We start from the raw sequence: 26,179 nt of genomic DNA, 5'->3' as shown, positions 1-26,179 counted from the left end.
ATCAGCCCTGCGACAGCAGCTGGCGCAGGTCGATGACCGCCGCGTTGGCCCGGGAGATGTAGTTGGCCATGACCAGCGAGTGGTTGGCCCACATGCCGAAGCCGCTGCCGTTCAGCACCATCGGGCTCCACAGTGGCTCCTGGGAGGCTTCCAGTTCGCGAATGATCTGGCGCACGCTGACGGTGGCGTTCTTTTTCGCCAGCACGTCGGCGAAGTCCACCTCGATGGCGCGCAGCAGGTGCGACAGGGCCCAGGCCTGGCCACGGGCTTCATAGAAGACGTTGTCGATCTGCAGCCATGGGGTTTCCACAAGCTCCTCATCGACCTGCGGCGCCTGGCCCGGCACCACCACTTCGGTCTTCAGGTTGCTGTTCAGCTTGACCCGGCCGACGCTGGCCGACAGCCGCTGCGACAACGAACCCAGGCGGGTGGCGACGTCGCCCAGCCAGTTGTTCAGGTTGTCGGCACGGGTGTAGAAAATGGCGCCCGAGTCGCCGGCGGCCAGGCGGGTCTGGTAGCGGTTGAGCGACTTGATGCCTTCCTCGAACTCGGATTCGCTCGATGGCAGGATCCAGCTCTTGTTGTCGAAGTTGAAGCGCGGCTCGGCCTTGGCCAGGTCGGCATCCTCGGTGGACTGAGACTGGGAACGGGCGAAGTCCTTGCGCAAGGCGCGGGACAGGTCACGGACCTGGACCAGCACGCCGTATTCCCAGCTCGGCATGTTGTCCATCCACAGGCCCGGCGGGAAACGGTCGTTGGAAATGTAGCCACCCGGCTTGTTGAGCAGGGTACCGGCGACGGTCTTGAGGGTTTCGATAGTGGTGTAGCCGACCACCATCTGCTGGCCGTTGCGCTCGGCGGCAGACTGGGCGTTCTGCTGGACCGGGAACAGGTCCGGCTCCTCGCTCCAGTACCAGCCCAGGGCGATGGTGACCACCAGGTAAAGGCCGACCAGCGCGCCCAGCGAACGGCTGAGCAGGCCACGGAAGTAACTGCCGCTCGCCGATTCGCGCCTGGCGCTGCGTTCCTCGCGCGCCTCGGCGCCACCTTTACGGTTTTTCCAGTCCAGCATGGCGTTGTCCTTATTCAGTCAGGGCATGTGCAGGGTTCGACCGCAGCGGCCGGGCATTGGTGCCAGCGCATCGCGAAACTCGGCGGATGCACTGCTGCCAGGGGCGGTCCGGGTGTCGGCCACTATAAAGCAAGGGCGCAGGATCGCATAAGCGACCATAGGGTCACGAACTGAATGAATCTCCGGCGTCAAAAAATTGATGCAGGGCACTCGATTGCTTCGAAAGTGGTGCTAGCATAGAGCCATCACTCGAACTGCCTCACCTTTTAATAAGAAGTAGTCAGGACATGACCGAGCCAGAAGACCCCAATCGTGAGCGACTGAAGCAACACTTTGCCCAGCGGGTCATCCATCAGGCCCGGCAGATCCTGGAAATCTGGCAACGCCTGCAGCGTAGCGAGTGGTCCACCGGCGACCTGGGCGAACTGTGCGAGGCCAACCTGCGCCTGCAGCGCTACGCCGAGCGCTTCGAGCAACCGGAACACACACAACTGGCCGAAGCCATCGGCCAGACCCTGGACGCGGTCGAGGCCAACAGCGCGCGCCTGAGCAGCAACCTGATCAGCGAACTCAACCGCTTGATGCAGCGCCTGTCGCGCACCGGCCTGCGCCAGGGCGACCGCCTGGAACAGACCACCCTGCCGCCGTTGCGCAAACCGGTCTACATCATGCTCCAGGACCACGACCGCGCCGAACGCCTGGCCAAGCAACTGGAGTTCTTCGGGCTGGGCGTCGAAGCGCTGCACACCGCCGATGCCTTCCGCGCCTCGATGGGCGAGCGCCTGCCGTCGGCCATCGTCATGGACGTGGACTTTGGCGGCCAGGGCCAGGGCCTGCTGCTCGCCGGACAGGCGCAACAGGGCCTGGAGCAGCGGGTACCGCTGCTGTTCTTCAGCCTCCATGAAACCGACACCCCGACCCGCCTGGCCGCCGTGCGCGCCGGCGGCCAGGAATTCCTCACCGGAACCCTGGAAGCCTCGAGCCTGCTGGAAAAGGTCGAACTGCTGACCAGCGTCACCCAGTACGAGCCCTTTCGCGTACTGATCATCGACGACTCCCGGGCCCAGGCACTGCACACCGAGCGCCTGCTGAACAATGCCGGGATCGTCACCCGCACCCTTACCGACCCGATCCAGACCATGGTCGAGCTGGCGGATTTCCAGCCCGACCTGATCATCCTCGACATGTACATGCCGGCCTGCACCGGCACCGAACTGGCCAAGGTGATCCGCCACAACGACCGCTATGTCAGCGTGCCGATCATCTACCTGTCCGCCGAGGACGACCTGGACAAGCAACTGGACGCCATGAGCGAAGGCGGCGACGACTTCCTGACCAAGCCGATCCGCTCGCGCCACCTCATCACCACCGTGCGCAATCGCGCCGCCAGGGCGCGCAACCTCAAGGCACGGATGGTCCGCGACAGCCTGACAGGGCTGTACAACCACACCCATATCCTTCAGTTGCTCGAGGATTGCAGCTTTCGCGCCCGCCGCGAGAACCGGCCGCTGAGCTTCGCCATGCTCGATATCGACCATTTCAAGAAGGTCAACGACAGCCACGGCCACCCCATGGGCGACCGGGTGATCAAGAGCCTGGCGCTGTTTCTCAAGCAGCGCCTGCGCAAGACCGACTTCATCGGGCGCTACGGCGGCGAGGAGTTCGCCATCGTCATGCCCAACACCGATCTGGACGCCGCGCACAAGGTCCTCGACGAGATCCGCAAGCGCTTTGCCGAAATCCACTATCCGGCCCAGCCGCAGGACCTGTTCTGCACCTTCAGCGCCGGGGTCGTGGCCCTTAGCGAGGCGCTCGACGCCCTGAGCATGGCCACCGCTGCCGACGAAGCGCTGTACCGCGCAAAAGGTGCCGGACGCAATCGGGTGGTGCGGGTCGAGCCGTGAAGTCAAATGGCCACTTTTTTTTGACCTGACCGACCGCGTCGTCATAACCGCGTCATAAAATCGCAATAACTTCAGTGCCTTGCCTTCCAGCCGTCGGTAGTCAAGCACATGCGCCTGAAGCTGCTCACCAATCTCAATACCCTGTTACTGGTCCTGGTCTGCCTGGCCCTCGGCGCCACCCTCTGGTGGTCGCAACAGGCTCTGGAGCGCCCCTACCTGTTGATGGAGCGCTACCTGGGCCTGTCCCAGCAATTCCAGAACCAGGTGGCACGCAACATCCAGACCTACCTCGGCAGTGGCGATGCACTGCAGCACGCTACCGCGCTGCAGGCCACCCAGGCTCTTCAGGAAGAGCTCAAGCACATGCCGGAAGACCTGGCCCAGCGCGTACGCCCGAGCCTGGACAGCCTGGCCTCCTTCACCAGCAACGAGTTGCTGGCCGCCGGCAAACTGGCGGGCGACCCGCAGGCCCTGCTGCTACAGGCCGAGCGCGAGCTGGGCGCCAACCTGGAGCAATGGCTGCGCTACGCGCAGAGCGGCAACAACCCGGAAGGGGCGCGCTACACCACCCCGCTGTTCGAAGCCGGGCTGCACCTGAGCCGGTTGTCCCTGGCCCGCGACAAGCTGGTCAGCAGCGGTCGTGCGGAACTGGCCGAGGAAGTCGAGCGCGAGCTGAACCTCATGGCCGAACAGGCCAGGATCCTCGATGCCCTGCCGTTGCTGGGGGTCAAACAGGCCAGCGCCTCCGGCTCCGACGATTTCGCCGCGATGATGGGCCTGGAAAGCCAAACCAAGAGCGAGGCCGAAGACACCGCCATCGGCCTGCGCCGCGAACTTAACAGCCTGATCGGCCGCTACCCGGCCGAGCTGCAACGCACCCGTGAACTGATCCAGCGTCGTGGCGAACTGGCGGCGACCACCAGTTCGCGCATTGCCGCCGTACAGCAGGCCATCGCCGACCTTGAGCCCGGCGTGCGCAGCCAGCATGGCCAGATCCAGAGCGAGGTGCGCCTGATGCAGGGGGTAATGATTGCCTTGATCCTGCTGATCGCGCTGCTGATCGATCGCCTGCAACGACGTCTGGCGCGGGTCCTTACGGCCCTCGACCCGGCGCTGTCGGCCTGGGCGGGCGGTGACTTCAGCAGCGCGATCGACCTGCCACCGAGCAACCGCGAAATGCACGATATCCAAAACTCGCTCAACCGCCTGCGCGATTACCTGGTGGAACTGGTCGGGACCATCCGCCACAACGCCGAGCAGGTTGCCGGCAGCAGCCACGCCCTGGCCGGCATGAGCAGTGCCCTGCACGATGGCGCCGAGCGCCAGGCCGGGGATACCGCGCAGATCCGCGATGCCCTTGGCGAACTGGAGGCCACCATCGTCCAGGTCGCCGGCGACGCCAGCCAGGCCGCCGACGCCAGCCGCCAGGCCGGTGAAGCGGTGCAACAAGGCCAGGCGGTGATCGGCCAAAGCCTGACCGGGCTGCGCAAGCTGGTGGACGAGGTACAGGGCAACGCCCAGGTGGTCGAGGAACTGGCCCGGGAGTCGGCGACCATTGGCGGGGTACTGACGGTGATCCGCGCGATTGCCGAGCAGACCAACCTGCTGGCCCTCAACGCGGCGATCGAGGCCGCGCGAGCCGGGGAAATGGGCCGCGGCTTCGCCGTGGTGGCCGAGGAAGTGCGCTCCCTGGCGCAACGCACCACCGGCGCCACGGGCGAGATCCAGACCCTGATCAGCCGCCTGCAACAAGCCGCCCAGGAGTCGGTGGAAGGCATGCGCGCCCAGCTGGAGCACGCCGAAGCCACGGCCAGCCAGGCCCAGGCAGCGGATGGTGCGCTGGATGAAATCGTCATGGCGATCCAGACCATCGCCGACACGGCGGAGCGCATCGCCGATGTCACGGCGCAGCAGAGCGGCGCAGTCAGCGAGATTCGCGACCACAGCGAACGGATTCATGGCCTGGGCGAGGACAACCTGCAGCGCATCGGCGAAGGGCGCGACCAGGGCGAGCAGTTGTTGCGCTTGGGTGGGGAACTGAATACAGCGGTTCGGGCTTTCCGTCTGTAGGTGCTCTTTCCGGCCTCATCGCTGGCAAGCCAGCTCCCACAGGGTCCGAGTCGCTGCAGAACCCTGTGGGAGCTGGCTTGCCAGCGATGAGGCCATCAGCAACGCAGCAAATCCCCGAGTCGGCTATGATGCGGGAATTTCCGCCCCACCCCGCGAGCCCACCATGCGTCGTCTGCTTTGCCTCCTGCTGCTGGCCCTTGCCCTGCCCGCCATGGGCGCCGGCCTGTTCGACAGCCGCCCCAGCGCCACCCTCGGCGCACCGTCCCTGAACAACAGCGCCGATTTCCTGCCGGTGCGCGAAGCCTTCAAGCTCAACCTGATCGACGGCGACAGCAAGACCATCAAGCTGCGCTTCGTCCCCGCCGAAGGCTATTACCTCTACCGCCACCGCTTCCAGTTCCGCACCGAGCCGGCCGATATCGCCCTGGGCGCACCGCAGTTGCCGCCCGGCGAAGCCAAGCACGACGAGTTCTTCGGTGATGTCGAGGTGTACCACGGCATCCTCGATATCGACCTGCCACGCACCGACGATCAACGCCCCTTCACCCTGGTGGTGACCTACCAGGGCTGCGCCGACAAGGGCCTTTGCTACCCACCGGAAACCGAACGGCTGAGCATTGCCGGCAGCGAAACCGCAACCCCACCGGCAGCGACCACCAAGCAAGCCTGGACCTGGAACAGCCTGCTGCTGTTCTTCCTTGCCGGGGTCGGCCTGACCTTCACCCCCTGCGTACTGCCGATGCTGCCGATCCTCTCCGGGGTGGTCCTGCGTGGCCAGGTCGGTGGCCTGCGCGGCCTGGCCCTGTCGCTGGCCTACGTGCTGCCGATGGCCGCGTGCTTCGCCCTGCTCGGTGCATTGATGGGCCTGTTCGGCGCCAGCCTGAACCTGCAGGCACGCCTGCAATCTGCCTGGGTGCTGGTGCCGTTCGCGATGTTCTTCGCCATCTTCGCCCTGGCCATGTTCGGCCTGTTCGAACTGAAACTGCCGCGCGCCCTAAACGACCGCCTGGACCGCGTCGCCGGTAACACCAAGGGCGGTTCGCTGCTCGGCGCCGCGATCCTTGGCGTGGTGTCCAGCCTACTGGTTTCGCCTTGCGTATCCGCGCCGCTGGCCGGGGCCCTGCTGTATATCAGCGCCAGCGGCGATGCCCTGGGCGGCGCGTTGAAGCTGTTCGCCCTGGGCCTGGGCATGGGCGCGCCGTTGCTGCTGGTGGCAACGGGCGGCGCAGCCTGGCTGCCGAAAAGCGGGCCATGGCTGGTAACGGTGAAGAACGCCATCGGCGTACTGCTGCTGGGCCTGGCCATCGGCCTGCTCAGCCGGGTGCTGCCGGGGCAGGTCACCCTGCTGCTGGTCGGCTTGCTGGCCGCCGGGGTGGCGCTGTTCCTCGGCGCCCTGGAATTCGGTTACAAGGCGCCGCGCCAGCGCCTGGCCCAGTTGCTCGGCCTGTTCCTGCTGGTCTACGCCGTGGCCTGCTGGTATGGCGCGCTGAGCGGGCAAAGCGATCCGCTGCGTCCCCTGCCCGCCGCAGGCAACGCCGGAGTCGCCAGCCAGGTGAAGAGCGACACCTGGCAAACCATCGACAGCCCTGCCGAACTCGACCGCGTCCTCGCCGAAGCCAAGGCTGCCGGCCAACCGCTGGTGCTCGACTGGTATGCCGACTGGTGCATCAGTTGCAAGGTGATCGAACGCGAGGTGCTTAATGCACCGAACGTGCTGCCATTGCTCGGGGAATACCGGCTGGTACGCTTCGATATCACCCGCAGCAGCGCCGAACAGCGTGCCCTGCTGGACCGCTACCAGCTGTTCGGCCCGCCGGCGCTGCTGTTCTTTGCCTCGAACGGCAGCGAAAACACCGCCGCACGCGTGGTAGGCGAGACCAACGCTGGCGAATTCGCCGAACATCTGCAGCGCATCCGTGGCGATCTGCGCCTATAACTTCTCGGGGCCGCGCAAACATGCGGCCAATGACCGGGATTAACAAAATAGTCACATATTTCGCGCGAACCTCGGACATCGTGCTGGCTATTGCAGTTAACTGGACAGTGCTCCGCTCTTTGCGGCATAGTCGCCGCGCTTGTATTCATGTCCTACAAAAATCAAAGGATGCGCAGATGGCGACCCTACTGGTGCTGCACGGCCCCAACCTGAACTTGCTCGGCACGCGCGAGCCCGGCGTCTACGGCGCCGTGACCCTGGCGCAGATCAACCAGGACCTGGAGCAGCGTGCCCGCGCCGCCGGCCACCATCTGCAGTACCTGCAAAGCAATGCCGAGTACGAACTGATCGACCGGATCCACGCCGCGCGTAACGAAGGCGTGGACTTCATCCTGATCAATCCGGCGGCTTTCACCCATACCAGCGTCGCATTACGTGACGCATTGCTGGCGGTGAGCATCCCATTCATCGAAGTGCACCTGTCCAACGTGCACAAGCGCGAGCCGTTCCGTCACCACTCCTACTTTTCCGATGTCGCGGTAGGAGTGATCTGCGGCCTGGGCGCCAGCGGTTATCGCCTGGCCCTGGAGTCCGCCCTGGAACACCTGGCCGCCAAATCCGAATAACGCGAGCCCGGCCATCGCCGGGCTTACCGGAACGTTTGAATCACGTTCATACGACCCTGACCAAATATTGGGAGTTGATGATTAATGGATATTCGTAAAGTCAAGAAACTGATCGAACTGCTGGAAGAGTCCGGCATCGACGAGCTGGAGATCAAGGAAGGCGAAGAGTCGGTGCGCATCAGCCGCCACAGCAAGACTCCAGCCCAGCAGTACTACGCGCCGGCCCCGGTTGCCGCCGCCGTCGCTCCAGCTGCCGCACCGGCTCCAGCCGCTGCTGCTGCCGCTGCTCCGGCTGCCGCTGCTGCTCCTGCGCTCAAAGGCACCGTGATCCGTTCGCCAATGGTCGGTACCTTCTACCGCAAGGCTTCGCCAACCTCGCCAGCCTTCGTCGAAGTCGGCCAGGCGGTGAAGAAGGGCGACACCCTGTGCATCGTCGAAGCCATGAAGATGATGAACCACATCGAAGCCGATATCGGCGGCGTCATCGACGCCATCCTGGTGGAAGACGGTCAGCCGGTTGAGTTCGACCAGCCGCTGTTCACCATCGTTTGAACCGCGGAGAGCCTGCGATGTTGGAAAAAGTTCTGATCGCCAACCGCGGCGAAATTGCCCTGCGTATCCTGCGTGCCTGCAAGGAACTGGGTATCAAGACCGTCGCCGTACACTCCACGGCCGACCGCGAGCTGATGCACCTGGGCCTGGCTGACGAGTCCGTGTGCATCGGCCCGGCCTCGTCGAAGGATTCCTATCTGCATATCCCGGCGATCATCGCCGCTGCCGAAGTCACCGGCGCCACGGCCATTCATCCTGGCTATGGCTTCCTCGCGGAAAACGCCGACTTCGCCGAGCAGGTCGAGAAATCCGGCTTCGCCTTCATCGGCCCGAACGCCGACACCATCCGCCTGATGGGCGACAAGGTGTCGGCCAAGGACGCCATGATCAAGGCCGGCGTACCAACCGTACCGGGCTCCGACGGCCCGCTGCCGGAAGACGAGGAAACCGCGCTGGCCATCGCCCGCGAGGTGGGCTACCCGGTGATCATCAAGGCCGCCGGTGGCGGCGGTGGTCGCGGCATGCGCGTGGTGCACAAGGAAGAGGACCTGATTTCCTCGGCCAAGCTGACCCGTACCGAAGCCGGTGCTGCGTTCGGCAACCCGATGGTGTACCTGGAGAAGTTCCTGACCAACCCACGCCACGTGGAAGTCCAGGTGCTCTCTGATGGCCAGGGCAACGCCGTGCACCTGGGCGACCGTGACTGCTCGCTGCAGCGCCGTCACCAGAAAGTGCTGGAAGAAGCCCCGGCCCCGGGCATCGATGAGAAGGCCCGCCAGGAAGTCTTCGCCCGTTGCGTCCAGGCGTGCGTCGAAATCGGCTACCGTGGCGCCGGTACCTTCGAGTTCCTCTACGAGAACGGTCGTTTCTACTTCATCGAGATGAACACTCGCGTGCAGGTAGAGCACCCGGTTTCGGAAATGGTCACCGGTATCGACATCGTCAAGGAGATGCTCAGCATCGCCGCAGGCAACAAGCTGTCGTTCACCCAGGACGACGTGGTGATCCGCGGTCACTCCCTGGAGTGCCGGATCAACGCCGAGGACCCGAAGAAGTTCATTCCGAGCCCTGGCACGGTCAAGCACTTCCACGCGCCGGGCGGCAACGGCGTTCGCGTCGATTCGCACCTGTACAGCGGCTACGCGGTTCCACCGAACTACGACTCGCTGATCGGCAAGCTGATCACCTACGGCAAGGACCGCGACGAAGCCATGGCACGCATGCGCAATGCCCTGGATGAAATCGTCGTCGACGGGATCAAGACCAACATCCCGCTGCACCGCGAGCTGGTCCGTGACGAAGCCTTCTGCAAGGGCGGCGTCAACATTCACTACCTGGAGCACAAGCTGGCCTCGGAGTAATCCGGACGGTTTTGCTTCACGGTGAATGCGAAAAGCCCCGAACCCAGGTTCGGGGCTTTTTTGTTGTTCTGGAGAACAACACGGACCCTGTGGGAGCTGGCTTGCCAGCGATAGGCCAGACCAGACAACATCACTGCCCAAGCCGGCCTCATCGCTGGCAAGCCAGCTCCCACAGGGATCAGCGCCGCTTGCTAGAGGTTGGTTAATTGCAATGCCTGCGCCTCGATCTGCTGCGCTGTCGCCGGCCGGCCGGCCAGGGTGGTGACCTGCCCGTCACGCCGCTGCACCAGCACCTCCTGGCGGAACCGCTGCATGAAGCGCCGGGCACGCACGGCGATATCGCTGCTGCCGCCCAGCGAAGCCTCCAGCAGGATCGGATCGAGCACCTTCTGCACACTGGACCGGGTCGAGGTAAACACGCTGGTCGCGCCGTCCGCCAGGTCGAACCGTACGCCGTAGATATTGCCCAGGCACGACGAGTACGACCAATGATCCCACTGCGGCTGGATCCCCCGGCGCGCCAGGGCCGAACGCAGCGGTCCGCCGATATCCGACGCCGTGGACAACCAGTCACCGCCCACCAGCACCGCACTGATCCGCCCTTCTTCCCCGCCACGACGAATGCCGTGCAAGGCGGAATCCAGTGCGTCCTCAACCAGCCGGCCAATATTGTGGTCGACATGGATGAGTGCCCCGCCTCGGGTCGCCGGGTTGTACAGGCAGACCGCGACGCAGGACTCGATATTCAGCGAGTACAGGTAATTGTCGCTGCCCGTCGGATTGAACCGCGCGATCAGCCCCTCGCCCTGCAAGACGCCACGTTGCGGCAGTGGATTGGTCCGCGCGGCAAAGGCATCCGCCACGTCCCAGACTCGCCCGAGATACTGGCTCGGCGCCCCGCCGCGCAGTCCGACCCGCTCGTTGAACTGCCAGCGGTTGCCCGGCCCGAGGCGGATCGGCACGCGGTACTGGGCCCGCGGGTAGCGGGGATCGAGCAAACGCAGGGTATCCAGGTCGGGGTCGTGGATCACCTGGAAGTAGCGTCCGCGGTCATTGACGTAGAACGCTTCCCGTCCGTCTTCGCCGACCCGGCTGTAGACCCCGCGCCAGATGCCGCCCCGCTCCATGCTGCGCAGGTTGTCCGGGACCTTCCTCAAGGCTCGTTGCTCGTCCATGACGCTGACCGCCGCCCGCTCGCCCTGGCGGATACCCGGCCGGGCCTGGTCGGTCAGCTGAGTCCAGCGGCTAGCCTCGCTGGCCTTGCGCAGACCCGCCCGCGAGGCATGGGTCAGCGCTCCCCAGGCCCCCGGCAAGGCAATGCCCCACAAGGCGATCGCCACCCCCACCCAGTGATTCAGTGCCGCCGAATCGTCATCGGCGATATCACTGGCGATCGCCTTGTAGCTGCCGATGGCGATGAATACGGCATCGAGGGCGAAGCCCAGCGGCGGAAACGCCAGGCTCAGGGGAAAGGCCGCGTATAACAGGCCCTTGGTCACCTGTTCGACGATCACCTCGTGGCGACTGCGGGTCACCGCCTCGATATCGCTGGCATGACTCTCCAGGAACGCGTCGTACTCGGCCTTGAAGTCGACGATCCGGTTGCCTTCGCGCAGGGTGTCGCGGGTCCGCTCGCCCTTCGCCAGCTGCATCAGCCATTCGGAAACCTCTGGCCGGTCGACGAACCGCACATGCTGCAGGTACCAGTCGTGCAAAGCACCGCGGCCGGCACCAACGAAACCCCGGTACTTGCGCAAGGTCAGGCCGTCGGGGGCCTGCGGCGTATACAGCCAGTCCTGGGCCACGCCACCGACGATACGCCGGAACACATACAACCCGGTGCTCCTGCGCCCGTTGAGCGTGAAGCGGAACAGCCCGCTGCCGGCAATATTGTCCGCCGACTCGCCCTGTGGCTCGCGCACCTCGCCCAGTTGCTCGACGACCTCGAGCAACCAGTCACGCTCGCCGTCATTGATCATTCGCTTGCCATGGGTGGCATGCACATCGCGCCGCAAGGTGGTCTGCGCCAGGGCGAAATGCAGGGCCCGCCTCTTGGCATATTCAGGATCGGCAGGGTCGAGGAACCGCGCACGAATCGAGTCCGCATAAGCCTGGCCGATATAGGCGCTGCGCACATAAGCCACCAGCTCGGCGGCGCGCACCCTGCCCAGGTCCTGGCCGACGGACGAGCGCACCGGCATCCGCGGATTGTCCAGGCCCCAATTGTCGTCATAGCCATAAATGGCCAGATCGAGCAGGGTGCGTGTGGTCTTTCCCGAGGCGATGAGCCCCGGGAAGAAATCGAAGAGGATGGTTTCCGGGTCGACCTCACCGGTGACCCCACATTGACGGAGGTAATCGGCGATCGCCGCCTTGACCGTGCGCCGGGAAAACGCCAGCAGGCTTTCCTGCTCGGAGACCTGCTGCTGCATCGCCAGGTCGAGCAGGCGCAGGTCCTCGTTGAGCCCGGCGATGACTTGGCGCTCTTTCAGCGTCAGCTCGGCGAACCAACGCGGCGCCTCGTACCAGGCGACCTGCTCCAGATGGTTGTCCCGCCCCAGCTCGATCAGGTAACGGCAGCATTGGGCATAGCCATGCTGCGGGCCACGATGGTCGCGGGTCAGGTCCCAGGCATCCGGCCGCTCACGCACCCCGGCGTAGAACTGCTCGGCCTTGCGCTGCCCGCGTACGTTGATCCGGTCCAGCAGGTAACGGGTTCCGGCCTCATCAGCCAGCCATTGCCCCAACTCCACGGCAAGGGCACGCAGCGAGGCCAGTTCTATCCATTCCTGGCCATCGGGCTTGCCGGGCGCATACAACACCAGCCCGGACAACTGGCCAGCGTCGTCCTGGTGATAGAACAGCATCAGTTGTGCCAGCGGCTCATCGGGAAACTGGGAGACCCCGGTAACCTTGTCACCGGGCTCGTCCCGCCCCACACCGTTTCCGGCACGCACCCGCAGCACCCGCGCATAGCTGTCGGCCCCCAGGTGGCCCTTGCACCGCGCGATGAAAGCGCTCTGCTGGAGACGCATGTCGTTCAGGTCGAGCAGGGCCGAGAACACGTCCGGATTGGCATAACGCTCGGCCAGTGCCTGGTGATAACCGGCGCGCGGATCGACATTCAGCAGCAACTCGTCGAGGAAACCGGCTGGCAGTACCTGGTTGAGCGCGCCGGGATCGCGCAGCAGGGTGCGGATCTTGTCCGGGCTGGCGGCGAAGGGACCTTCCGCCACCAGTGCGGCGAGACGCAGGGTGCGTGCCACCGGGTACCGGGGGTGCTCCACGCTGGTGCGGACCTGCATTTCGTCGGGGTCGATATCCAGGCCGTGGGCAAGCCGGCAGTAGTCGATGATCGCCAGGCGGGCATGGGCTTCCAGGGAGTCCACTCCGTACAGCAACAACCTGAGCTGCTCGCGCAGCAGGCCATGGTGGCGCTGGAAATGGCGCAGCACTTCCAACTCTTCAGCGCTCAGGGCGCCGAACCAATCGCCAAGCGCTACACGCACCAGCGCATCGATCTGCTGCCGCTCGGCCTCAGGCACGCTGCCAGTACCGTCGAACAGCGAGCGCCAGCGGGCGTCCAGGTCCTGGATGTACTGCAGCAGGCTGTCGCCATCGAAGCGCTTGAGGGTTTCGGCACAGAACAGCGTCTTCAGCGCCGAGCAATGCGCTTCCAGTCGATCCAGGAAACGCTCGCCCACCGCACTGGCACCGTCCAGGCCGGCGGGGCGCTGCGTCCATTGCCGGCGCAATGCCTGGCAATAATCCTCCAGCACACCGGTCGCCGCACCTTCGATGATCTGCGCCACGGTCTGCTGGCGCTCGTTCCAGTCCTCCTGCGTGTCCTCCGGGTCCGCTTGCGCGAGCCAGCGCAAGGGACCGTGCAGGTCGGCGTCGAAATCCGGCAAATGCCCGTCGATCAGGCGCTGCAACAATGCTCGCAGCAGCGCCTGGGGGAAGCCGGGCGCGATATCGCCTTCCGGGTAATAGGTACGCAGGTGAACCATCAGCCGCTCAAGGGCGAAGTCTGCGAAATACGGCCGCCGGTCAAAAAAACCGTCGATCCATAGCTCCCAGCGTGTCAGTTGCAGCAGCGACAAGCGTGCCGCGCCATCCTCCAGCTTCATGCTCATCATCTGACTCCTTGTTGAATGAGGCAGCTCAGGTTGCACGAGCCTTGGCACGACGGGGTGATAGATAGTTAGCCGGGTTGTTATCCACTTTGCCGTGCGCCTGGCGTAAACTGGCGGGCTTTCGCAGCACTGCGCTGAATCCCCTGGTGAAGGTACCCCCATGCCCTGGTTACAAGTTCGTCTGGCCATCACTCCGGAACAGGCCGAAACCTATGAAGACGCCCTGTTGGAAGTGGGCGCGGTTTCCGTGACCTTCATGGACGCCGAAGACCAGCCGATCTTCGAGCCGGACCTGAACACCACGCCGTTGTGGTCCAATACCCACCTGCTGGCCCTGTTCGAGGCCGATGCCGAGCCCGAGGCGGTGTTCGCGCACCTGCAACTGCTGACCGGCGCCGAGCTGCCCGAGCACCATGCAGAAGTGATCGCCGACCAGGATTGGGAGCGCAGCTGGATGGACAACTTCCAGCCCATGCGCTTCGGCCAGCGCCTGTGGATCGTGCCGAGCTGGCACGCGGCGCCGGAGCCGGACGCCGTCAACCTGCTGCTCGACCCGGGCCTGGCCTTCGGCACCGGCACCCACCCGACCACCGCCCTGTGCCTGGAATGGCTGGACGCCCAGGACCTGAAGGGCGTCAATCTGCTGGACTTCGGCTGCGGCTCGGGCATCCTCGCCATCGCCGCCCTGCTGCTGGGCGCGCGCCGAGCCACCGGTACCGACATCGATGTCCAGGCCCTCGAAGCCTCACGCGACAACGCCGGGCGCAATGGTATCGCCGAGGCTGACTTCGACCTGTACCTGCCGGAGCAGATGCCGGCGATGCAGGCCGACGTGCTGGTCGCCAATATCCTCGCCGGCCCGCTGGTCTCGCTGGCGCCGCAACTCAGCGGCCTGGTCCGCCCGGGCGGCCTGCTGGCGCTCTCGGGCATCCTTGCCGAGCAGGGCGAGGAAGTGGCTGCGGCCTACGCGGCGGACTTCGATCTGGACCCGATCGTCGTGCGCGATGGCTGGGTTCGCATCAGTGGTCGCCGCCGCTAACAGCACCTAGACTTCACCTCAGCCCACCCCGGATCTCCGCATGACCGACAGTTTCGTCACCCAGTGCCCGCATTGCCAGACCAGCTTTCGCGTCAGCCACAACCAGTTGAGCGTGGCCCGCGGGGTCGTGCGCTGCGGCAACTGCCTGCAGGTCTTCAATGCCGCCAAGCAATTGCTGGAGCAGAACGCGTCGCTGCAATCGGTGCTGATGCCGCCTGCCGGGGCAGCACCGGCCGCGCCGCCCATCGAGACACCCGCGAGCGATCCGGTGCCCGCTGAAAAAGGCCCGGCGCTGCCGGCCTGGGGCGAGGTCGACCTGGACCAGCTCGACCTGGACAGCGAACTGGCCCGCCTGGAACAGCGCGAGATCCAGCCGAGCCTGTCGTTCAATGCCTCCCCGCGTCGTGACGACAGCCTCAGCGCCAAGCGCGACGAAGCCGACCCCGACGAGCGCCTGGAAGATGGCCTGTCCACCACCGAGGAGCACGATCCCCTGGCGCCGACGCTCGACGAACCGCCGCTGGAAGCGGAGGGTGACGATGTCGAGGAGCGGCAGGCCCGCACCGAACCTTCATTGTCCCTGGACCTGCCGGGGCCCGATGACACCCCGCCGGTGCGCTCGCTGGCGATCGAAGAAGAGCGCGACGAGCCTCTCGACAGCGGCGCCGGCCTGTCGGCCCGCGACGACGAGCCGGAAGAGGCAGGCCAGGACAGCAGCGACCGTCGCGAGCCGGAACTGGGCGCCCTGCCCCCGGCTGGCAGTACGCCACGCAAGGAATCCCTGGTCGATCTGGTCGACGACCCGATCCAGCTCGACTGGCAGAAACCGCAGGGCACCCTGGGCCGCAAACTGCTGTGGAGCCTGTTGATCCTGCTGGCTGCCGCAGGCCTGGCGGGCCAGTACATCTGGTATCACTTCGACGAGTTGGCCCGTCAGGACCAATACCGTCCGTGGTTCCAGCAGCTGTGCCCGAGCCTTGGATGCGAGGTGCCGTCCAAGGTGGATATCGCCCGGATCAAGAGCAGCAACCTGGTGGTACGCAGCCATCCGGACTTCAAGGGCGCATTGGTAGTGGACGCGATCATCTACAATCGTGCGCCGTTCTCCCAGCCTTTCCCTCTGCTGGAGCTGCGCTTCGCCGACCTCAACGGCCAGTTGATCGCCAGCCGGCGCTTCAAGCCCGCCGAGTATCTCGGCGGCGAGCTGGCGGGCAAGGACGAGATGCCCAGCCAGACGCCGATCCACATCGCCCTGGACATCCTCGATCCGGGCCCGAAAGCGGTCAACTACAGCCTGAGCTTCCGCTCTCCCGAGTGATTCCCGGCCTTCGGCGCCAGTGTTGTGGCGTCGGCGGCGGGTTGCCCGCGTCCCGTCCTCGCGTCGTAACTGTTCAGATTTTATCCAGATTCATCTTTATCCGGTCATCGAGAGCGGGTATCATGCCCACCCTTTTTCGAACTCTAATGATCCGGCCCCACAACAGGGAACTCCTATGTCGGCGGTACGCATCGGCCCTTACGAACTGCAGAACAACCTGATCCTGGCCCCCATGGCCGGCGTCACGGACCAGCCTTTTCGCCAGCTTTGCCGACGAATGGGCGCTGGCCTGGTGGTGTCCGAGATGGTCAGCAGCGACATGAGCCTGTGGAACAGTCGCAAGTCGCGCCTGCGCATGATCCACGCAGGCGATCCCGAGCCACGCTCGGTACAGATCGCCGGCGGCGACGCGCAGATGCTCGCGGCGGCGGCACGTGCCAACGTCGAGCTGGGCGCCCAGATCATCGACATCAACATGGGCTGCCCGGCAAAAAAAGTCTGCAACAAGGCCGCAGGCTCTGCTTTATTGAAAGATGAAGCGCTGGTCAGTGAAATCCTCCACGCGGTGGTCGCCGCGGTGGAGGTGCCGGTGACCCTGAAGATCCGTACCGGCTGGGACCGGGACAACAAGAACGGCCTGACCGTGGCGAAGATCGCCGAGCAGGCCGGGATCCAGGCCCTGGCCGTGCATGGCCGGACCCGCGCTGACCTGTACACCGGCGAAGCCGAGTACGAAACCATCGCGATGATCAAGCAAGCGGTGTCGATCCCGGTGTTCGCCAACGGTGACATCACTTCGCCGCAGAAGGCCCGCCAGGTACTCGACAGCACCGGCGCCGACGGCCTGCTGATCGGTCGGGCCGCCCAGGGGCGACCTTGGATCTTTCGCGAGATCGAGCATTACCTGCGCACCGGCGAAACCTTGCCGGCGCCACAGCTGGGCGAAGTGGAAGGGATTCTGCTGCAACACCTGGCAGCGCTGCATGCCTTCTACGGCGATGTAATGGGCGTGCGAATCGCCCGCAAGCACGTTGGCTGGTACCTGGCAACGTTACCGGGAGCCCGTGAATTCCGTGCCCGGTTCAATCGTTTGGAAGACACGCACGCGCAATGCGCCGACGTTCGCCAGTTCTTCCGCGAACGCGAACAGAGCCTTGAGACAGAGGACGGACAAGGGGTGGCCGCATGACGATGATGACCGAGACTTTAGTGAGTGGAACAACGCCCGTGAGCGACAACGTCAACCTGAAACAGCACCTCAATACCCCGAGCGAAGAGGGCCAGACCCTTCGCGGAAGCGTGGAGAAGGCGCTGCACAACTACTTCGCCCACCTCGAGGGCGCGGCCGTCACGGACGTGTACAACCTGGTGCTCTCGGAAGTCGAGGCGCCCCTGCTCGAAAGCGTGATGAACTACGTCAAGGGCAACCAGACCAAGGCCAGCGAGCTGCTTGGACTGAACCGCGGCACCTTGCGCAAGAAACTCAAGCAGTACGACCTGTTGTAAGCATGAACCCCAACCAGAAAAGGCGACTCCTCGTGAGGTCGCCTTTTTTGCTGACTCCACCGCGTTATGGAATCTGAAATGACCGACCAGACTACCCGCCTGCCGATCCGCCGTGCCTTGATCAGCGTTTCCGACAAGACCGGGATCATCGAATTCGCCCGTGAGCTGCAAGGCCTGGGCGTCGAGATCCTGTCTACCGGCGGCACCTTCAAGCTGCTCCAGGACAACGGCATCGCCGCGGTCGAAGTCGCCGACTACACCGGCTTCGCGGAAATGATGGACGGCCGGGTCAAGACCCTGCACCCGAAAATCCACGGTGGCATCCTCGGCCGTCGCGGCACCGACGACGCCATCATGCAGGAACACGGGATCAAGCCGATCGACCTGGTCGCCGTCAACCTGTACCCGTTCGAAGCCACCATCTCCAAGCCGGGCTGCGACCTGCCGACCGCCATCGAGAACATCGACATCGGCGGCCCGACCATGGTCCGTTCCGCTGCGAAGAACCACAAGGACGTGGCCATCGTGGTCAACGCCAGCGACTACGCCAGCGTCCTGGAAAACCTCAAGGCCGGTGGCCTGACCTACGCCCAGCGCTTCGACCTGATGCTCAAGGCATTCGAGCACACCGCAGCCTACGACGGCATGATCGCCAACTACATGGGCACCGTGAACCAGGCCGCCGAAACCCTGAGTACCGAAGGCCGCAGCGAGTTCCCGCGCACCTTCAACAGCCAGTTCATCAAGGCCCAGGAAATGCGCTACGGCGAGAACCCGCACCAGAGCGCGGCGTTCTATGTCGAGGCCAAGCCGTCGGAAGCCGGCATTGCCACCGCCGTGCAACTGCAAGGCAAGGAACTGTCGTACAACAACGTGGCCGACACCGACGCTGCGCTGGAATGCGTGAAGAGCTTCGTCAAGCCGGCCTGCGTCATCGTCAAGCACGCCAACCCGTGCGGCGTTGCGGTCAGCCCTGAAGGCGGCATCCGCCAGGCTTACGAACTGGCCTACGCCACCGACACCGAATCGGCCTTCGGCGGCATCATCGCCTTCAACCGCGAGCTGGACGGCGAAACCGCCCGCGCCATCGTCGAGCGCCAGTTCGTCGAGGTCATCATCGCTCCGAGCGTCAGCGAGGAAGCCCGTGCCGTGGTCGCGGCCAAGGCCAACGTGCGCCTGCTGGCCTGCGGCGAATGGTCGGCCGAACGTGCCGCTGCCTGGGACTACAAGCGCGTCACCGGCGGCCTGCTGGTACAGAGCCGCGATATCGGCATGATCACCGAGGGCGACCTCAAGGTCGTGACCCGCCGCGCCCCGAGCGAGCAGGAAATCAACGACCTGATCTTCGCCTGGAAAGTGGCCAAGTTCGTCAAGTCCAACGCCATCGTCTACGCCAAGAACCGCCAGACCATCGGCGTCGGCGCCGGCCAGATGAGCCGCGTCAACTCCGCCCGCATCGCCGCGATCAAGGCCGAGCACGCCGGCCTGCAGGTGCAGGGTGCGGTCATGGCCTCGGATGCGTTCTTCCCGTTCCGTGACGGCATCGACAATGCCGCGAAAGTGGGCATTACCGCCGTGATCCAGCCAGGCGGCTCGATGCGCGACGCCGAAGTGATCGCAGCAGCCGACGAAGCCGGCATCGCCATGGTCTTCACCGGAATGCGCCATTTCCGCCATTGATTCGCCCCCTGTGGGAGCTGGCTTGCCAGCGATGAGGCCGGAGCAGACACCCTGCCCTCCGGCCTTTCCCATGAAAGCCAACAGCATTAGCGTCATCGAGGTTTGCACATGAACGTTTTGATCATCGGCAGCGGCGGCCGTGAGCACGCCCTGGCCTGGAAAGTCGCCCAGGACCAACGGGTCGAGAAAGTCTTCGTCGCCCCCGGCAACGCCGGCACCGCCACCGAAGCCAAGTGCGAGAACGTCGCTATCGACGTGCTGGCCCTGGAGCAACTGGCCGACTTCGCCGAGAAGAACGTCGCGCTGACCATCGTCGGCCCCGAGGCACCACTGGTCGCCGGTGTCGTCGATCTGTTCCGCAAGCGTGGCCTGGACTGCTTCGGCCCGACCGCCGGCGCCGCCCAGCTGGAAGGCTCGAAGGCCTTCACCAAGGACTTCCTGGCCCGCCACAGGATTCCGACCGCCGACTACCAGAACTTCACCGAGATCGAGCCGGCCCTGGCCTACCTGCGCGAAAAAGGCGCACCGATTGTGATCAAGGCCGACGGCCTGGCCGCCGGCAAGGGCGTGATCGTCGCCATGACCCTGGCCGAAGCCGAAGACGCCGTGCGCGACATGCTCGCCGGCAATGCCTTCGGTGAAGCCGGCTCGCGCGTGGTCATCGAGGAATTCCTCGACGGCGAGGAAGCCAGCTTCATCGTCATGGTCGACGGCGCCAACGTGCTGCCAATGGCCACCAGCCAGGACCACAAACGTGTCGGCGACGCCGATACCGGCCCGAACACCGGCGGCATGGGTGCCTACTCCCCTGCGCCGGTGGTCACCGCCGAGGTGCACCAGCGCGTCATGGACCAGGTGATCTACCCGACCGTGCGCGGCATGGCTGCCGAAGGCAACGTCTACACTGGCTTCCTTTATGCAGGCCTGATGATCGACAAAGCCGGCAACCCGAAGGTCATCGAGTTCAACTGCCGCTTCGGCGACCCGGAAACCCAACCGGTGATGCTGCGCCTGGAGTCGAGCCTGGTGCTGCTGGTCGAGGCCGCGCTGGCCAAGGCCCTGGACAAGGTCGAAGCGGTCTGGGATCCGCGTCCGAGCCTGGGCATCGTCCTGGCGGCCGGCGGCTATCCTGGTGATTACGCCAAGGGCGCGCCGATCAAGGGCCTGGGTGCCGCTGCCGCGCTGCAAGGCAAGGTGTTCCATGCCGGTACCGCACTGAAGGACGGCCAGGTCGTCACCAGCGGCGGCCGCGTGCTCTGCGCTACCGCCCTGGGTGATACCGTCGAGGCCGCCCAGCAGCAGGCTTATCGCCTGGCTGCGGAACTCGACTGGGAAGGCGCTTTCTACCGCAAGGACATTGGCTACCGTGCCATTGCCCGCGAGCGGGGCGAGCATCAGGAGTAATCCGTCGGCACGCAGGCGCAGCGCCTCTCTGGCGCGCCTTGCGGCCGGTCGGCAGGGCCCCGCCAGGGGCCTTGCCTTGGACTTGGCACGCCGCGCATAGTTGTGCACCGGCATCACGCTAGGAAGGGATATTTCGTGCGTTGGCTCAGGACTGCCATTGGAATCGTCGTCAGCTTGCTGACCCTGCTCTGCCTGCCACCGGCGTCCGCCGATTCCGGCAGCGGCTGGGCCGTTCTGCTCGATACCCAAGGCAACCTGCAACTTGGCGATATCCGCTCCGAGCGCTACCGCAACCAGTTCAGCCCCATCGAACCCGCCCAGCTCAACGCCGCCGCGCCCAACCAGGCCCTGTGGCTGCACCTGCGCCTGCCCCCCGGGCAGCAGGAACAGGTCATTCGCATCTTCGCCCCCGATCTTTCCCGTCTGGATCTTTATGTCCTGGACGGCAACAACCTGCTCCAGCAAAGCCATGACGGCCGGCGCAGCGACAGCGGCCTGCTGACCCTGGGCAGCAGCGACCACCTGCTGTCCCTGCCCGCCAGCCCGGTGGCCCTGGACGTCTACCTGCGACTGGTTTCCGAACACCAGTTGCGCCCTGGCATCACCCTGCTGCCTGCCGTCGAAGCCGCCGCCGACCAGCGCCGGCCGCTACTGTTCGGCCTGCTGATCGGCTGCCTGGGCATGCTGGTCCTGCACAACCTGGCCCGCTTTGCCTATTCGCGCTCGGCCACCAGCCTGTGGCTGGCCGGCTACCATCTGCTGATGCTGCTCAGCGCCCTGATCCTGCTCAACCTGAGCGGCCCGTGGAGTCTCTGGCACAGCGCGCGGACCCCGGCGGCCTACCTTACGGTGATGCTCGCCACCCTCTGCGGCCTGGCCTTTACCCAGCGCTTCTTCGCCCCGCTGGGGCCGTCACCGGTCAATCGCCTGCTGCACGGCCAGATGTTGCTGGTGGTGTTCTGCGGCCTGTTGCTGCTGTTCGTCGATACCCTGCCGCTGAACCTGATGACCTATGTCCTGGTCGCCCTTGGCTGCCTGAGCATGCTGGTCATCGCCGCGTGGCATTGGTACAAGGGCTTCGCCCCGGCACGGCTGTTCGCCCTGGCCATGCTGATCTTCAATCTTGGCTGCCTGGTGGTGCTGCCGGCCCTGCTCGGCCTCACCCGCACACCGACCCAATGGTTGATGTTCATTCTCCTGGGCCTGAACGTGGTCAGCGGCCTGCTGCTCAACCTGTCGGTCAGCGAGCGCCTGCGCAGCATCAACGAGCAACGGGTCAGCGCGAGTCGCGAACAGGCGGCGAGCAACGCCGAGATCAACGCCAAGGCCGAGTTCCTGGCCAAGATCAGCCATGAAATCCGTACCCCGATGAACGGCGTGCTGGGCATGACCGAACTGCTCCTGGGCACGCCGTTGTCGGTCAAGCAGCGCGACTACGTGCAAACCATCCACAGCGCCGGCAACGAGTTGCTGACGCTGATCAACGAGATCCTCGACATCTCCAAGCTGGAGTCCGGGCAGATCGAGCTGGACGACGTGCAGTTCGATCTCAATGCGCTGATCGAAGACTGCCTGGGCATCTTCCGGGCCAAGGCCGAGCAGCAGAACATCGAGCTGATCAGCTTCACCCAGCCCCAGGTGCCGCGGGTCATCAGCGGCGACCCGACGCGCCTGCGCCAGGCCATGCTCAGCCTGCTGGACAACGCCCTGAAGAAGACCGACCACGGCGAGATCCTTCTGGTGGTGGCCCTCGACCAGCGCGGCGACAGCCCGCGCCTGCGCATTGCCGTACAGGACAACGGCGAAGCCATGCAGGCCGCCGAGCGCGATGCCTTGCTACAGGCCGAGCTGCACAGCAAGCATTTCCTTTCCAGCAACAAGCTGGGCGGTCATCTCGGCCTGGTCATCGCCAAGCAACTGGTCAACCTGATGCATGGCGAATTCGGCATCAAGACCAGCCACAACCAGGGCAACACCCTGTGGCTGACCCTGCCCCTCGACGCCCAGCGCCTGGAACAGCCGGCCACCGACCTGGACGCCTCGCTGCGTGGCGCGCGGGTGCTGGTAGTGGACGACAACGACACCTGCCGCAAGGTCCTGGTCCAGCAATGCGGCGCCTGGGGCATGAACGTCAGTGCCGTGCCCTCGGGCAAGGAAGCCCTGGCCCTGCTGCGCACCAAGGCGCACCTGCGCGACTACTTCGACGCGGTCCTGCTCGACCAGAACATGCCGGGCATGACCGGCATGCAACTGGCAGCGAAGATCAAGGAAGACCCGAGTCTCAACCACGACATCCTGCTGGTGATGCTCACCGGCATTAGCAACGCGCCGAGCAAGATCATCGCGCGCAATGCCGGGGTCAAGCGGATCCTCGCCAAGCCGGTGGCCGGCTACACCCTCAAGACCACCCTGGCCGAAGAACTGGCCCAGCGCAGCCTGGCCCCGCCGCCGAGCCTGGCGCCGCCGCCCAAGCCGATGCCGATCGAATTGCCAGCGGATTTCCGCATCCTTGTTGCCGAGGACAACAGCATCTCCACCAAGGTCATCCGCGGCATGCTCGGCAAGCTCAGCATCGAACCGGACACCGCCAGCAACGGCGAGGAAGCGCTGAAAGCGATGAAAGCCCGCCAATACGACCTGGTGCTGATGGATTGCGAGATGCCGATACTCGACGGTTTCTCGGCAACCCAGCAACTGCGTGCCTGGGAGGCGGCGAGCGGGCGGCCGCACACGCCGGTGGTAGCACTGACCGCCCACATCCTCGCCGAACACAAGGAGCGTGCACGCCAGGCGGGAATGGACGGGCACATGTCCAAGCCGGTGGAACTGTCGCAATTGCGCGAGCAGATCGAATACTGGGTGGCCCGTCGCGAACAGACACACCCACCGGCGGATGCGCCGCTGTCACACTGATACACTTGCCCGCCTCTGCCCTTTCGCGAGCCCCGACCATGCTCCATGAGTTGTTCAGCGTTTATCTGAAGATGCTCGTGCTCTACAGCCCGTTCTTCGTGCTGTCCTGCTTCATCAGCCTGACCCGCGGGTATTCCAGCAAGGAGCGCAAGCACCTGGCCTGGAAAGTGGCGATGGGCGTGCTGATCGCCAGCGTGTTGCTGTACCTGTTCGGGCGAGTGATCTTCGGCGTGTTCGGCATCACCCCGGACGCCTTCCGCATCGGCGCCGGCAGCGTACTGTTCATTTCGGCGCTGGGCATGGCCCAGGGCAAGTCGGCGGTGCAGACCGACAACGTGCAGCAGGATGTGACCATCGTGCCGCTGACCATTCCCCTCACGGTCGGCCCGGGTACCATCGGGGCCCTGCTGGTAATGGGGGTTAGCCAGCCGCACTGGGATGACAAGGCGCTGGCCATCGTCAGTATCGCCCTGGCCAGTGCCACCGTCGGCCTGGTGCTGTACCTCTCCAACCGCATCGAGAAGATCCTCGGCGACCAGGGCCTGCAGATCGTCAGCCGGTTGATGGGCCTGTTCGTCTGCGCCCTTGCGGCCCAGATCATCTTCACCGGGATCAAGGGTTACCTGGTGTCCTGATCACAGTTCGTAGATCTCTTCCTGCAAGGTCTTGAGCAGGCGTTGCCGGACCTTGTCGCCGAACTGCTGCTCGAAGAGCCTGGCATTGAACCGTACCAGTTCGGCACGTACCCGGCGGCTGGTGCGCTCGCGATAGAGAAAGCCGTTGCCCAGTTCCTCACGGTTGAGGTCCTCGTGGTACAGGACCATGTCGACGTATCCCGGCCGGTTCACCCGGCACGGCAGCAACTGGAACGAGGTCACCTCAAGCGAGCGCTGTTCGAAGCGGAAAAGCGCCGGCTGGACCAGCCCCAGAGCATCGATGGACCAGCGGGTGATCTCGGAGTACTCGGGGCCAGCGGCAGCGCCGATGCGTCCGAGCATGGCCTCGTGTACCGAGCGCCGCTCCAGGTCGGGGTCGAACGGCTCGCGCGGCGAGGTCGCGTCCCAACCCAGGAATTTCAGTTGCTGGCGATAGTAGTCATAGCCGTCGCTGACCTGCCCGCTGCCGACCACCTCCCGGGTTGCCCGCTGGGCGAATAGCATGGCGGTCTGCACACGTTCACGCATGTCTTTGTCGATATCCGGGAAAAAGGACATCAGGGCATTGCCGACCACGGCCGCCCGAAGTTGTTCTGTCATGCTTGGTTTCCTCAATGAAGGGTATGGCCGGCCGACAGCCGGGCATAGCCGTCGCGCTCGCTGTCGCGCATCTCGGGTGCAGGCTCGGCCAGCAGGCTTTGGAAATAAAGGTCGCCGCGCAGGGTCGCACCGGCCAGCGGCGCCTTCAGCCACTGCTGGTCGAGGGTCGCACTGGTTTCCAGGGCGATGCTGCATAGGCTGAGCTGCGAACCGGGACGTAGCACGCCCAGTTCCAGCACCATCCGTGTGATACCGCCGCGCGCCTGCAAGGCGCTGCACGAAAGCTGTGCCAGCCCCGGCGGGTTCAGCAGCAGCGAATCGATGCCAAGTTCCAGCAACTCGCCCAATTCGCCATGCTGGCTGCCCAGCCACAGCAACAAGGGTTGGGTCGGCGACAGCAGGGTGCGGCCGCCGGCAGTTTCCACGCTCTGGCAACTGTGCGTAACCCGCCAGCCGCGTCGCCCGAAAGCATTGCGATAGGCGCGGTACCAGCGCCGATACTGGTCGAAACGCGATGCCATGACCCCGTCGGCAAGCAGTTGCGCGTGACGCAATGAGCCGAGCGCATGGTTGCACTCCAGCTCGCTGACCTGCGGGGCGACCAAAACCAGGCTGCCCCCGGTGATCCACATCGTATAGCCGTCGACATCCATGTCCGTTCACTCCATAAAATCGCCGGGGGCAAGCCGGCCGGGTTAGATGTCGTAGTCCATGATCCGCGACACCGCCCGCTCACCCAGACGCTGCTCCACCAGGTCCCGTGCCTTGGCGTAGATCTGGGTGTTGAACGACAGGGCCGCCGTGCTGCGGTAGGTTGCCGAGGTGTTGCTGTCCCAGTCGAACAGCACGGTATCGAGGTCTTCCTTGCGTACGGTGCGCTGGATCGCACCCAGGGCCATGACTACCTCGCCATCCTTGGTCTCGATGCACGAGGCCACACCGACCATCACGTTGGATTGACGGTACAGGCTGCGCTTGAACAGGGTCAGCGCCTCTTCGTTCTTGCCCAGCCCGTCGATGGCCTTCTCCGCGAAAAGCCCCAGGGCCTGGACCACCGGCCCGCCGCCCAGCAGGCTGGAAGCCGCCACTTGCACGGCCTGGACCGCCACGTTGGAGAGCTTTAAGGACTGAGCGGTATCACTGGCCTTTTCGTGGGTGCGCCGGGCCACGGCCCAGCCGCAGTCGGTCATGGCTTCGAGGAAATAATCGAACCAGGCTTCGCTCAGGGTGAGCTGGTTATGTCGTTTATTGGCGACCAGGGAGGCGAACAGGTAGCTGTTCTTCACGTCCTGGCGGTTCTGCGCGGTCATGCCGGCGCCGAAGGCCAGCAGGGAACTTTCCACCACGGCGGCGGAGCTGAGGTCGAGGGGTTGGTTGGTGTCTTGGGTCATTGCAAAGTCCTTCTT

At 64.9% G+C, this 26,179-nt stretch carries 19 protein-coding genes; 14 read left to right on the top strand and 5 right to left on the bottom strand.

From position 1 onward, the window contains the following. Nucleotide 1: 1 nt before the first annotated feature. The gene (locus CSV86_RS22555) at nucleotides 2–1,072 is read right to left on the bottom strand and encodes a DUF2333 family protein (RefSeq protein ID WP_009398731.1); all 1,071 of its coding nucleotides are present in this window, start codon (nucleotides 1,070–1,072) and stop codon (nucleotides 2–4) included. 287 nt (nucleotides 1,073–1,359) lie between these two features. Here CSV86_RS22555 and CSV86_RS22550 point away from each other — a divergent pair, with 287 nt between their 5' ends. The 6 genes from CSV86_RS22550 (at nucleotide 1,360) to accC (ending at nucleotide 9,521) form a co-directional block, all read left to right on the top strand. Then, nucleotides 1,360–2,976, top strand: a complete 1,617-nt coding sequence (locus CSV86_RS22550) for a response regulator (protein ID WP_009398730.1) — start codon at nucleotides 1,360–1,362, stop codon at nucleotides 2,974–2,976. 108 nt (nucleotides 2,977–3,084) lie between these two features. Further along, on the top strand, nucleotides 3,085–5,046 hold the full coding sequence (locus CSV86_RS22545) for a methyl-accepting chemotaxis protein (protein ID WP_009398728.1): 1,962 nt from the start codon (nucleotides 3,085–3,087) through the stop codon (nucleotides 5,044–5,046). A gap of 163 nt (nucleotides 5,047–5,209) precedes the next feature. After that, nucleotides 5,210–6,982 (top strand): protein-disulfide reductase DsbD, encoded by a 1,773-nt coding sequence (locus tag CSV86_RS22540; RefSeq protein WP_009398726.1) that lies wholly within the window; start codon nucleotides 5,210–5,212, stop codon nucleotides 6,980–6,982. Nucleotides 6,983–7,158: 176 nt separating this feature from the next. After that, nucleotides 7,159–7,608, top strand: coding sequence for a type II 3-dehydroquinate dehydratase (gene aroQ, locus CSV86_RS22535; protein ID WP_009398724.1), 450 nt, complete (start codon nucleotides 7,159–7,161; stop codon nucleotides 7,606–7,608). 84 nt (nucleotides 7,609–7,692) lie between these two features. After that, on the top strand, nucleotides 7,693–8,160 hold the full coding sequence (gene accB, locus CSV86_RS22530; protein ID WP_009398721.1) for an acetyl-CoA carboxylase biotin carboxyl carrier protein: 468 nt from the start codon (nucleotides 7,693–7,695) through the stop codon (nucleotides 8,158–8,160). 17 nt (nucleotides 8,161–8,177) lie between these two features. Next, nucleotides 8,178–9,521, top strand: a complete 1,344-nt coding sequence (accC, locus tag CSV86_RS22525; RefSeq protein ID WP_009398719.1) for an acetyl-CoA carboxylase biotin carboxylase subunit — start codon at nucleotides 8,178–8,180, stop codon at nucleotides 9,519–9,521. 191 nt (nucleotides 9,522–9,712) lie between these two features. Here the strand turns inward: accC and CSV86_RS22520 are convergent, their stop codons facing one another. Continuing rightward, nucleotides 9,713–13,657, bottom strand: coding sequence for a hypothetical protein (locus tag CSV86_RS22520; RefSeq protein WP_009398717.1), 3,945 nt, complete (start codon nucleotides 13,655–13,657; stop codon nucleotides 9,713–9,715). A gap of 160 nt (nucleotides 13,658–13,817) precedes the next feature. Here CSV86_RS22520 and prmA point away from each other — a divergent pair, with 160 nt between their 5' ends. The 8 genes from prmA to tspR all read left to right on the top strand — a co-directional run bounded on the left by prmA (nucleotide 13,818) and on the right by tspR (nucleotide 24,152). Continuing rightward, a complete protein-coding gene (prmA, locus tag CSV86_RS22515) occupies nucleotides 13,818–14,696 on the top strand; it encodes a 50S ribosomal protein L11 methyltransferase (RefSeq protein WP_009398714.1) in 879 nt (292 codons plus the stop codon). Between the two features lie 40 nt (nucleotides 14,697–14,736). Further along, nucleotides 14,737–16,014 carry a DUF3426 domain-containing protein gene (locus tag CSV86_RS22510; protein ID WP_009398712.1) on the top strand — a complete coding sequence of 426 codons (1,278 nt, stop codon included), beginning with the start codon at nucleotides 14,737–14,739 and terminating at the stop codon, nucleotides 16,012–16,014. A 175-nt stretch (nucleotides 16,015–16,189) separates the two neighbouring features. After that, entirely contained in the window at nucleotides 16,190–17,203 is a 1,014-nt protein-coding gene (gene dusB / locus CSV86_RS22505) for a tRNA dihydrouridine synthase DusB (protein WP_009398710.1), read from the top strand. Then, nucleotides 17,200–17,520: a DNA-binding transcriptional regulator Fis gene (gene fis / locus CSV86_RS22500; protein WP_003186237.1), complete on the top strand. Its 321-nt coding sequence runs from the start codon at nucleotides 17,200–17,202 to the stop codon at nucleotides 17,518–17,520. Before dusB ends, fis begins: the two co-directional genes overlap by 4 nt. Nucleotides 17,521–17,598: 78 nt before the next feature. Beyond that, nucleotides 17,599–19,200: a bifunctional phosphoribosylaminoimidazolecarboxamide formyltransferase/IMP cyclohydrolase gene (purH, locus tag CSV86_RS22495; protein WP_009398706.1), complete on the top strand. Its 1,602-nt coding sequence runs from the start codon at nucleotides 17,599–17,601 to the stop codon at nucleotides 19,198–19,200. 108 nt (nucleotides 19,201–19,308) lie between these two features. Then, nucleotides 19,309–20,604 carry a phosphoribosylamine--glycine ligase gene (purD, locus tag CSV86_RS22490; RefSeq protein WP_009398704.1) on the top strand — a complete coding sequence of 432 codons (1,296 nt, stop codon included), beginning with the start codon at nucleotides 19,309–19,311 and terminating at the stop codon, nucleotides 20,602–20,604. Between the two features lie 135 nt (nucleotides 20,605–20,739). Continuing rightward, complete coding sequence (locus CSV86_RS22485) at nucleotides 20,740–23,517, top strand: hybrid sensor histidine kinase/response regulator (protein WP_037060011.1); 2,778 nt, start codon at nucleotides 20,740–20,742, stop codon at nucleotides 23,515–23,517. A gap of 38 nt (nucleotides 23,518–23,555) precedes the next feature. Beyond that, nucleotides 23,556–24,152 (top strand): type III secretion system genes modulator TspR, encoded by a 597-nt coding sequence (tspR, locus tag CSV86_RS22480; RefSeq protein WP_009398700.1) that lies wholly within the window; start codon nucleotides 23,556–23,558, stop codon nucleotides 24,150–24,152. Here the strand turns inward: tspR and CSV86_RS22475 are convergent, their stop codons facing one another. From CSV86_RS22475 to CSV86_RS22465, 3 genes are read right to left on the bottom strand one after another with little or no spacing between them, the layout of a single operon-like run. Beyond that, entirely contained in the window at nucleotides 24,153–24,773 is a 621-nt protein-coding gene (locus tag CSV86_RS22475) for a hypothetical protein (RefSeq protein ID WP_009398698.1), read from the bottom strand. A gap of 11 nt (nucleotides 24,774–24,784) precedes the next feature. Continuing rightward, a complete protein-coding gene (locus CSV86_RS22470) occupies nucleotides 24,785–25,426 on the bottom strand; it encodes a hypothetical protein (RefSeq protein WP_009398696.1) in 642 nt (213 codons plus the stop codon). Nucleotides 25,427–25,468: 42 nt separating this feature from the next. After that, complete coding sequence (locus CSV86_RS22465; protein WP_009398694.1) at nucleotides 25,469–26,164, bottom strand: hypothetical protein; 696 nt, start codon at nucleotides 26,162–26,164, stop codon at nucleotides 25,469–25,471. Nucleotides 26,165–26,179: the final 15 nt, after the last annotated feature.

Source organism: Pseudomonas bharatica CSV86, assembly GCF_000319305.2.
In the GTDB taxonomy this organism is placed as follows: Bacteria; Pseudomonadota; Gammaproteobacteria; order Pseudomonadales; family Pseudomonadaceae; genus Aquipseudomonas; species Aquipseudomonas bharatica.
This window is presented reverse-complemented; position numbering and strand designations above follow the sequence as displayed.